Annotated in this window: 10 protein-coding genes; 5 read left to right on the forward strand and 5 right to left on the reverse strand. The window is 51.6% G+C overall.

The window, feature by feature from the left end; genetic code table 11:
* Nucleotides 1–233 precede the first annotated feature (233 nt).
* Entirely contained in the window at nucleotides 234–1,625 is a 1,392-nt protein-coding gene (locus QZL71_RS02440) for an alanine/glycine:cation symporter family protein (RefSeq protein WP_005945656.1), read from the reverse strand.
* Nucleotides 1,626–1,823: 198 nt separating this feature from the next.
* Nucleotides 1,824–3,155 carry an MATE family efflux transporter gene (locus QZL71_RS02445; RefSeq protein WP_097775315.1) on the reverse strand — a complete coding sequence of 444 codons (1,332 nt, stop codon included), beginning with the start codon at nucleotides 3,153–3,155 and terminating at the stop codon, nucleotides 1,824–1,826.
* Nucleotides 3,156–3,464: 309 nt separating this feature from the next.
* On the opposite strand from QZL71_RS02445, the gene yfcE reads away from it, so the two are divergent.
* A complete protein-coding gene (gene yfcE, locus QZL71_RS02450) occupies nucleotides 3,465–4,010 on the forward strand; it encodes a phosphodiesterase (protein WP_120080168.1) in 546 nt (181 codons plus the stop codon).
* Entirely contained in the window at nucleotides 4,010–4,846 is an 837-nt protein-coding gene (locus QZL71_RS02455) for a DNA-3-methyladenine glycosylase family protein (protein ID WP_294647611.1), read from the forward strand. The genes yfcE and QZL71_RS02455 overlap by 1 nt, the downstream gene beginning before the upstream one ends.
* Before the next feature lie 92 nt (nucleotides 4,847–4,938).
* Here the strand turns inward: QZL71_RS02455 and bilS are convergent, their stop codons facing one another.
* From bilS to QZL71_RS02470, 3 genes are all read right to left on the reverse strand, one after another.
* Nucleotides 4,939–5,430 (reverse strand): flavodoxin family protein BilS, encoded by a 492-nt coding sequence (gene bilS, locus QZL71_RS02460; RefSeq protein WP_005945663.1) that lies wholly within the window; start codon nucleotides 5,428–5,430, stop codon nucleotides 4,939–4,941.
* A gap of 528 nt (nucleotides 5,431–5,958) precedes the next feature.
* A complete protein-coding gene (locus tag QZL71_RS02465; RefSeq protein ID WP_097770918.1) occupies nucleotides 5,959–6,924 on the reverse strand; it encodes a hypothetical protein in 966 nt (321 codons plus the stop codon).
* Nucleotides 6,925–6,941: 17 nt separating this feature from the next.
* Nucleotides 6,942–7,355, reverse strand: a complete 414-nt coding sequence (locus QZL71_RS02470; protein WP_097770917.1) for a hypothetical protein — start codon at nucleotides 7,353–7,355, stop codon at nucleotides 6,942–6,944.
* Nucleotides 7,356–7,575: 220 nt separating this feature from the next.
* On the opposite strand from QZL71_RS02470, the gene QZL71_RS02475 reads away from it, so the two are divergent.
* The 3 genes from QZL71_RS02475 to QZL71_RS02485 are packed head-to-tail and all read left to right on the forward strand — an operon-like array spanning nucleotide 7,576 to nucleotide 10,167.
* On the forward strand, nucleotides 7,576–8,445 hold the full coding sequence (locus QZL71_RS02475; RefSeq protein WP_294647612.1) for a DUF6017 domain-containing protein: 870 nt from the start codon (nucleotides 7,576–7,578) through the stop codon (nucleotides 8,443–8,445).
* On the forward strand, nucleotides 8,445–9,278 hold the full coding sequence (locus QZL71_RS02480) for a ParA family protein (RefSeq protein WP_294647618.1): 834 nt from the start codon (nucleotides 8,445–8,447) through the stop codon (nucleotides 9,276–9,278). The genes QZL71_RS02475 and QZL71_RS02480 overlap by 1 nt, the downstream gene beginning before the upstream one ends.
* Entirely contained in the window at nucleotides 9,235–10,167 is a 933-nt protein-coding gene (locus QZL71_RS02485; RefSeq protein WP_015565191.1) for a ParB/RepB/Spo0J family partition protein, read from the forward strand. Before QZL71_RS02480 ends, QZL71_RS02485 begins: the two co-directional genes overlap by 44 nt.
* The last annotated feature ends 3 nt before the right edge of the window (nucleotides 10,168–10,170 follow it).

A 10,170-nucleotide genomic window follows, 5' to 3' on the forward strand; every position in this document is an offset into this window, starting at 1 on the left:
GATTCATTTTTTATTTCTAATGTATATTGTAACATGAACTGTCCGGGTTGAAAAGAGCCGGACGCGGGCAGAATAAGGGGATTGAAAAAAAGCGGTAGCAGCCTGCGCGGGGAAATTGCGAAAAATCAAAGACCCGGAACCTTTTGGAGCCGTTTTGGCCCTGAAAAAGTTCCGGGTTTCGTACAATGTTTTTGGAGAGCTGTCTTGCAGCAGCCTCTTTTTGTTGTGGGCAATCAGCCCTCCGATGCAAAAAATTCTTTGGTCAGCCTGACCACCGTGCCGGAAAGCAGCAGCAACGCGAGCAGGTTCGGAATGCTCATCAGGCCGTTGAAGGTATCGGCAATGCTCCACAGCAGGCCCAGATCCATCGTTGCGCCCAGAATGGACACAAAGGAGTAGACCAGAAAGAAGGGCTTTGCCACCTTATCGCTGCGGCACAGGAACACCAGGAACCGGGAACCATACAGGCCCCAGCCGATGATGGTGGAAAAAGCAAAGCAGCACAGGGCCACGGCGGTAAAGATGGAAGCCCAGCCGCCGTAGGTGGTGGTAAAGCCGCTGATGGTCAGCTCTGCACCGGCGGCGGTGCCGTAGTTCACGGTGGTGCCGCTGCACAGAATGACCATGGCAGTCAGGGTGCAGATGACGATGGTATCGGCAAACACTTCAAAGATGCCGAACATGCCTTGCTTGACCGGCTTTTTGGTGTCGGCGCAGGCGTGGGCAATGGAGCCGGTGCCAAGGCCGGCCTCGTTGGAGAAAATGCCGCGGGACACACCCTTCTGCATACTGACGAACAGGCTGCCGATGGTGCCGCCGGTGAACGCTGCCGGGTTGAACGCGCCCGCAATGATGGACTCGAACACATAGGGCAGGCGCTCAAAGTTCAGCACCATAACGCCCACGGACAGCACGATGTAGAACAGAGCCATAAAGGGCACCAGCTTTTCGCTCACGCTGCCAATGCGCTTGATGCCGCCCAGCAGCACCATGGCCACCAGCATGGCCACTGCGATGCCAACCACGAGGTTCAGGGTAGAAAGCGCACCGCCGCCCACCACGCCGTACTCCAGCAGAGCGGTATCGATAGCGGCAACGATGGTATTTACCTGTGTGGCATTGCCGGTGCCAAACACGGTCAGCACGCCAAACAGGGAATACAGCACAGCAAGAAACTGCCAATGCTTGCTCAGGCCGTTTTTAATGTAGTACATGGGGCCGCCTACCCATTCGCCCGCCTCGCTGCGCTCACGGTAGTGCACCGCCAGCGTGACCTCGGCAAACTTGGTGCACATGCCCAGCAGGGCAGAACACCACATCCAGAACACGGCACCCGGTCCGCCAATGGCGATCGCGCCTGCCACACCGGCAATGTTGCCGGTGCCCACGGTGCCGGCCAGCGCGGTGCACACTGCCTGAAAGGGAGTCATGGCGCCATCGGAAGCGTCTTTTTTGCGGAACATGCGTCCAATGGTGATCTTGATGGCGTAGGGAAATTTGCGGATCTGCAAAAAGCCCGTGCGAACGCTCAGGAGCAGGCCTACGCCGATGATGCACACCATGGCGGGCACGCCCCAGATGAATTGGTTGACCGCCTGATTGACGGCCGTGATCGTCTCGATCATATTTTTCCCACATCCTCTGTTAAATTGCGCTTTTCCAGCCGAAATGCCGGAAAACAAACACCTTATTTTACCGCAGTTTTTGCGTACTGTCAAATAAAATGCACAAAAAAGAGGGAGGATTTTTGGCAAACTCTCCCTCAACTGCTTGAAACTATTTTATTTTACTTGTCCTTCGCCGTCCAGCGCTTTCAAGAAGGCTCAGCACTTTCCAACTGCCTTGCGGTACACCGGGTAAGCCACGATGGCGGACAGCACTTCGGTGATCCAGAATGCATGCCACACGCCGTTGGCACCAAGGAAATGGCACAGCACAGCGGCCAGCGGCATGATGAATACGATGTAGCGGCACAGCGAGATGACCAGCGATTCTGCGCCCTTGCCAAGGCCTTCCAGTGCACCGGAAGAGGTGGTGGATACGGCAGAAACCACAAAGCCCAGACAGATGATGCGCAGGGCAGTCTGGCCGATGGCGACGGTTTCGGGGTTGGAAGTGAACAGCTGCATCAGCGGGCGGGAAGCGAACAGGCAGATGACCGTGCCCGCAGCCATGATGGCAGCACTCATGATGAGGGTGAGTTCGTAGAGCTTTTTCACGCGGGCGTGCTGTTTGGCACCGTAATTGTAGCCAATGAGCGGGCGCATACCCTGCACGATGCCATTGGCGGGCAGATACAGGAAGGTCTGCAGCTTGTAGTAAATGCCCAGCACCACCACGTAGCTCTGGGAAAAGCCCGCCAGCAGGCCGTTCAGGAAGGTAACCAGCAGAGAGGGCAGGGCCAGATTGAGGATGGCCGGCACGCCGATGGCATACAGTTTGCCGTCCAGTGCAGCATCCGGGCGCAGGCAGCTGCGGCGCAGTCGGATAGGCAGCTCAGTACGGACGTAAACGAAAAGGTAAACGCACAGGCTCAGCAGCTGGCCGATGCCGGTGGCAAGGGCCGCACCCGCAATGCCCATGGCAGGCACCGGGCCAAGGCCGAAGATCAGGATGGGGTCCAGAAGGATATTGCACACACAGCCAAAGATCAGCGCCGCCATAGTCACCTTCATGCGGCCCACGGCCTGAAACATCTTTTCAAAGGCCAGTGCCGCCATGTTGATGGTGGCAAACAGGAATACGATGGTGGAGTAGGTGATGCCGGATGCGATCAGGCCTGCGTCGCTGGTGAACCGGCGCAAAAAGCCCGGCATGATGACAATGCTGACAATGGTGATGAGAATGCCGTGCATCAGGCTCAGCGCCATACCGTGGGTGGCGGCAGTCTCGGCCTTTTTGTGGTCGCCCGCGCCAAGGTACAGTGCGATCATGGCATTGATGCCGATACCGAAGCCGATGGCGATGGCGTTGGCAAAATTCTGGATCGGGAACACCAGCGACAACGCAGTCATGGCGTCTTCGCTGATGCGGGCCACAAACAGGCTGTCTACAATGTTGTACAGACTGTTCACCAGCATGGAAATAACATTGGGCAGCGCCATGGATACCAACAGCGGCAGCACCGGTTTTTCTTTCATAAAGGTCTCGTTCATAGTGTTTGCATTGCTCCTGTAGAGAAAAGGAATGAATTACTGCAGCCGCGGAATCGTCAGGGCGAGACTGCTCGAAAACAAACGCAGACGCAAAAAAGCCACACAATGGCTTTTTTGAAGTCATTGTGTGGCGAAAAGTAGCATACTGCTGTAAAAATCCACACGAATTTTATTAACTGTAGGATAACACGGCTTCCGGCAGATGTCAAGAGGTCAAACGGATAAAGTATGACTTTTATAGACTTGACCATTTTTCACCGGGAAGCTAAAATAAAAATAGATACTTTATAAAATAAGGAGAATCCTGCCATGAAATGGATGATCGCATCCGACCTGCACGGGTCGGCGTTTTATTGCAAAAAAATGATCAAAGCGTTTGAGCGGGAGAGAGCAGACCGGCTGCTTTTGCTGGGGGATCTTTTGTATCACGGCCCCCGCAACGACCTGCCGGAGGGCTATGCCCCGAAGGAGGTCATCCCGCTCCTGAACGGGCTGAAGCCGGCGCTTTTGTGCGTGCGGGGCAACTGTGACGCTGAGGTGGATCAGATGGTGCTGGATTTTCCCATTCTGGCCGACTATGCGGTGCTGCCGGTGGGCAGGCGGCTCGTTTACGCTACCCACGGTCATGTGCACAACCTGAAAAACCTGCCGCCGCTGGCTCCGGGGGATATCCTGCTGCATGGCCACACCCACATTCCGGCGTGGACAGAGTTCGGCGAAGGCAATCTCTACCTGAACCCCGGTTCTGTGAGCATCCCAAAGGAGGGGAGTGCACATAGCTATATGACACTGGAAGGGGAGACTTTCCTTTGGAAAACGCTGGAAGGCGAAGTGTACCGGGAGCTGGAGCTGTGATGGGGGCAATGGAGCTGGAAGAGAACACGGTTCAGATCCGGGATGATTTCGACCCGGACAAAATTCTGGAAAGCGGCCAGTGCTTTCGCCCCCGGAAGCAGGCGGAGGGCTGGTATCGGTTTGTTTCCGGGAGACAGCTGCTTTACCTCAGACCACTGCGCAGCGGAACCTACACGGTGCGGTGTGAGCCGGGCGCATGGGAAACCTTCTGGCACGGTTACTTCGACCTTGGCCGCAGCTATGCCGCCCTGCGCGGAAAGCTGGACAGCCGGGACGACTTTCTGCAGCGTGCCATGGAATACGGCCGGGGCATCCGGGTGCTGCGTCAGGATGAGTGGGAGATGCTGGTCAGCTTCATCATCTCGCAGCGAAAGAGCATCCCGGCTATCCGCAGGGCGGTAGAGCTGCTTTCGGAGCGGTTTGGCGAGCGGCTGGGCAGCGATAGCGAAGGGCCGGTGTATGCGTTCCCGACAGCAGAAGCGCTCTGCTGTGCCGGGGAGCAGGCGCTGCAGGAGTGCGGTCTTGGCTACCGCACCCGCTACGTGCTGCATGCGGCGCAGCAGGCGGCAGAGGGCACACTGGACCTGAAGAAGCTGGCTTCCCTGCCCGATGAAGCACTTTTTGCCCGTTTGATGGAACTGGACGGTGTTGGCAAAAAGGTGGCAAACTGCGTGTGTCTGTTCGGCTATGGCCGTGTGGGCCGTGTGCCGGTGGATGTCTGGATCGAACGGCTCATCCGGGACGAATTTGCCGGGCAGGACCCGTTCCCGCAGTTCGGGCTGGAAGCAGGCATCGTGCAGCAGTACCTGTTCTTTTATAAAAGAAGCGTGGGATAAGAACCGCGGAGCCGCAGGCAGGAGCGTAGGACCATCCGCTAAGCAAAAAAGGCAACGGCTTCCTCTGTTTGAGGAAAACCGCTGCCTTTTGATCATTTTACCGCCTGCTTTAACCGTTCCAGATCTTCTGCATCCGGGTGAGAAAGGGCGTTGTCAAAATTCTCGATCAGTGCATCCAGATTGGGCAGATGGATCGGCTGCTTTTTCATGCCCTCATACCGCTGGCGTACCGAAAGCGGCATCTTGCCCTGACACATATAACGGCCGAAGACCGTGTTGCTCCTGTCCAGTGAACGCTCCACCTTTTTCAGGATCTTGTTGAAATACTCCTCACTGCCGCCAAAGCCGGCGGTGCCAAAAAGGAAGATATTTTTGCCGTGCAGCTGCTTCAAAAAGTCCAAAGTGCTTTCGTCAGCGTTTCCCTTGTCTGTCCAGAAGCCCACATAGAGGTCGTCTGCTTCCATGGCAGCAGGGTCCGGGGTGCCAAAATAGCAGCAGTTTTCCTGTGGCAGACAGGCGTGCAGCGTGTCTGCCAATAATTTTGTGTTGCCTGTTTTACTGCTGAATACGATCGCGTAGCTCATAGTTTCTCCTTTGGTCGGTAACAACAAAAAACACCACACGTTTCCGTGCGGTGCTTTTCCTTCTGGTGGAGAATACCGGGATCGAACCGGTGACCTCTTGCATGCCATGCAAGCGCTCTCCCGAACCACGCACTCACGCACCCCCACACAAAGGTGTGAGGATGAACGATATTCGGCGTTGATTCGTTTTATTTCCACAAAAGTGTAATTTGACCTTGGAATCCAACCAGCAATAAAGACAATTTCAAAGAGCAAAGACTTATTGAATTGTATTCTACAGTCAGATATACTTGCTGTCAAGATGTTTCGTGCAATTTATGGCACTAGAGCAAGGCAATATTTTTCCATTTCTAATTACATAGCGCAATTTCGACCTGCAAAATCGAAGTTGCGCCTTTTTCATTTCTCAATAAAAATTTTTTCAGCGGAGGTTTTACAATGTTTCTGCGTCACTGTCGGTTTCAGCCCTTGACACAACCGTGTAAGACTTTCTGTTAGCTGCAGTAACTTTGAAAATTTCGGCTTGTTTTATCCAAGTGTATCCAATGGATGCAGTTTTCCTTTTCGAATTTTATCTCGCAGCCAGTTTTCAGCCATTTCACTACTGTCCAAAATACAGTTCAGCAGCAAGTTTCCATCCTTTGTTTCCATTTCCTCCGGAACATCTGTGTCTGACAACTCCAAAATATTTTTCTGCCGTTCTATTGGAGCTGGATGGCTTGATAGGTTCACCTCTAAACCTCTCAGTTCTGAATATACATCAAACAGACGAAACATTTCAAACAAGATAGCTGGTGCCAAATACTGACATTCATAGAAAACCCTTAATTGTTCCGGGATTTCTCCTGCCTTCTGCTTCATGATAAGCTTAATAAGTAACTGGTACGCATATCGATCCGCACGAAATTCGGTCTTTTTTCCTTCCTGATCCTCTGGATTCATAAGATGATACAACTCGTGTCCCACAACAAACGTCCAAATTGTCCAGTAATTGTCCATTGCTGTGTGTATCAAATTTTCTGGTAACATCGACATCCGATAAAGTTGTTCCTGATTATGCGTTCCAAACTGGTGCTGTCTCCGCTGAAGATCTTCAATCACGTAAAAATTCTTCATACAGCGTATCGTATTTTCTTCGCTTTGGTCATATGCAAGAGAATACATCGTAAAGAGAAACGAAATAATCGTATACTCAAACAATTCGTCAATCAAAATTCCCGGCTCAGTTGGTCCATATGCTTCAGCATTCATCGTCCTCCTGCACCGTGGTGTATACTGAATTGGTATGTGAATATCAAGTGTCTCAAGAATCAAATGCAGCATTTCTTCATCTACGAAATCTTCTTCTTCGTATGAATGCTTTAACACAGCTCTGTCTACAACATCAATCTGCGCCTGTTCCAGCATATTCACAAAAGTATATACGCTATCTCTTCCCTCATCAATATTCCGCTTGTGATAGAAAATGAATCGCATATCATGTGCATTTTCCATGTGAAAATACCTTCTTTTTATTTATCGAGCTTTACCAGTTTATCAATCAGCTCACAAATATGATCATTATCCAGTGGTTTATTTACAATGACTTCCCGCTCAATCTGGACTCCTCCGTTTTCAAGCGGTGTCTCACGGGTCAAAAGCCTTACATGTGTCTCAGAACTGTTCTCTGTTTTCTGCTTTTCTTTTGCTTTCTTCAATCGAATCAGCACTTCATGGGTGATCTTTTTAAGAAGCTCAACTATCATTTCACTCACAACTGCTGTCGCTACAGGGTCTGCTGTTATCAGAACATAAATGCTTACAATGTCTTCAGCTGTGAAGTTATCCGCAGACATCACCTGATAATCAATTTCTCTACACTCATTCAAGGAACGATATGCCTCTTGATATTCACGAGGGACTTCGAGCATTACAGACGCTTTCATTCTATCCGAATCTTCCTTTCCGACTTCTTAAATTCTATTGATATATCATTTCTTTTTTGAATTTACTTTCTTTCAGAGGCAAACCATATTCTACTATTGCTCTTTTCTATTTTATCATACCACAAATTTTTCTGTTTGTAAGCCGAAAAGCGCAAATTTATCGCAAGGAGGTTCTCTCCAATGTCAATTTCGTATTGCCACTATTTCAAAGTACTGCAACATGACCCTTGATTACTTCTATGGACAAGCCGGAGAGCTTTTCGCTTTCTACCGTATCCCCAAAGCACTGTTTCAGGAGCCACAGTTCCAGACTTTGTCAACCGATGCCAAAACACTGTACGGCATCCTGCTTGACCGCATGAGCCTTTCCGTCAAAAATGGCTGGCTGGACGAGCAGGGCCGGGTGTTCATCATCTTCACCATTGAGGATGTCAAGAGGGCGTTGTGTTGCGCAGACAACAAAGCAACCAAGTTGCTCCGGGAACTTGAAAAGTTTGGTTTGATTGAACGAAAACGCAGAGGTCTGGGAAAGCCAAGTTTGGTGTATGTGAAGAACTTTTCAGCAGAATCGTCAAAATCAATATTCCCAAATCGTGATTTTCACGATTCTGGAGGCTTCAAAAGCGCAAGTCAAGACCCTGCAAAATCACGATGTAATAAGACTGATGAAAATAATACTGAAAAGAGTGAAACGTATCCTTTCTATTCAGAAGAAGCAGATGGGATGAGCAAACGCACTCAACTGGAAGAATACTTTTCTCAGTCTTTGGAGGTGGAACTTCTGCTCCGGCTCTGCCCGGATGATGAGGACACCATCTATCAGATCGTAGATTTGCTGGTGGACACCTGCGCCACCAACCGCAAGACGCTGCGCATTGCCGGGGACGATAAGCCCGCCGAAGTGGTACGCAGCCGGTTTATGAAGCTGAACGCCGACCATATTCGCTTTGTGCTGAAGTGCCTTGCAGAGAACAGCAGCCCGATCCGAAACATGAAACAATATCTGCTTGCTTCTCTGTACAACGCACCGACTACAATGCAGCTTTCCTACCAGAACCAAACCAACCACGACTTAGCGAATCGGAGATGATGAAAATTTCAAAGAAAGCAACCACAATAGCCATCGTCAACCAGAAGGGCGGAACCGGCAAGACCACCACCTGTGAAAATTTGGGCGTTGGACTTGCAGCCGAAGGCAAAAAAGTTCTGCTGGTGGACGCTGACCCGCAGGGCAGCTTGACCATCAGCATGGGCTGGCAGCAGCCCGATGAACTGCCCACCACTCTTTCCACCCTGATGGCAAAAGCCATGAACGGCCAGAGCATTCCGCCCGGTGAAGGCATCCTGCACCATGCAGAGGGCGTTGACCTGATTCCGGCAAACATTGAACTGGCAGGGCTGGAAGTCTCTCTTGTCAACACCATGAACAGGGAAAAGATGCTCAAGCAGGTGTTGGACGGTGCAAAACGAGAATATGACTTTATCCTGTTGGATTGCACCCCTTCCCTTGGGATGCTGACCGTCAATGCCTTGGCAGCGGCGGACACCACCCTGATTCCGGTGCAGGCGCAGTACCTGTCTGCAAAGGGTTTGGAACAGCTTTTGCAGACCGTCCAGAAGGTCCGGCGGCAAATCAACCCCAAGCTGAAAATTGAGGGTATCCTGCTGACTATGACCGACAGCCGCACCAACTATGGGCAGCAGATCGACAATCTGATTCGGGGTGCTTACGGCAGCAAGATCAAGGTGTTCGACCAGACCATTCCCCGGTCTGTCCGTGCTGCGGAAATCAGTGCTGTGGGCAAAAGCATCTTCCAGCATGACCCCAAAGGCAAGGTGGCAGAAGCCTATAAATCTCTGACCGAGGAGGTGATGGCGAATGCCGAAAGGCAGCTTAAACGTGTCGCTGAAAGGGGCAGATGACATTTTCTCCACCGAGGAATCCCGGCAGGAGCAGCAGCGGGAACAGGTGCAGCAAATCCCCATCGGAGAGCTGTTTCCTTTCAAAAACCACCCCTTTAAGGTTTTGGATGACGAGTCCATGCAGCGCACGGTAGAAAGCGTGGAACAGTACGGTGTGCTGTCTCCGCTGATTGCCCGCCCACGCCCGGAAGGTGGCTACGAGATCATCTCCGGGCACCGCCGCCAGCACGCTGCACAGCTTGCCGGGCTGGATGCCCTGCCCGTTATCGTCCGTCAGATGGATGATGATGCCGCTGTTTTGCTCATGGTGGACAGCAATCTCCAACGTGAGAACATTCTGCCCAGTGAAAGGGCTTTCGCTTACAAGATGAAGCTGGAAGCAATCGAACGAACTGTTGGACGACCCAAAAATGTGGGACAAGTTGTCCCAGATTATTTCGGGAAACGCAGTACAGAGATTGTTGCTGAAGGAACAGGCGAAAGTTATAAGCAAGTCCAGCGTTTTATCCGCCTGACCAACCTTATCCCGGAACTGCTGGATATGGTAGACGAAAAGAAAATTGCTTTTAATCCCGCTGTGGAGTTGTCCTATCTGGACGAAAGCCAACAGCGGGATTTTTTAGAAGCGATGCAAGACACCCAGAATGCTCCATCCCTTTCCCAAGCGCAGCGGCTCAAAAAGCTGGCGCAGGAAGGGCACTTCTCGTATGACGTTGCCTTTGCCGTTATGGGAGAAGAAAAAAAGGACGAACTGGACAAAGTGGTCATCAAAAACGACACCCTGCGGAAGTATTTCCCACGCAGCTACACCCCGAAACAGATGGAGGACACTATCATCAAGCTGCTGGATCAGTGGCAACGCAAACAGCAGCGGCAGAATGAACGCTAACTT

This window comes from uncultured Faecalibacterium sp. (genome assembly GCF_900066275.1).
GTDB classification, from domain to species: domain Bacteria; phylum Bacillota; class Clostridia; order Oscillospirales; family Ruminococcaceae; genus Faecalibacterium; species Faecalibacterium taiwanense.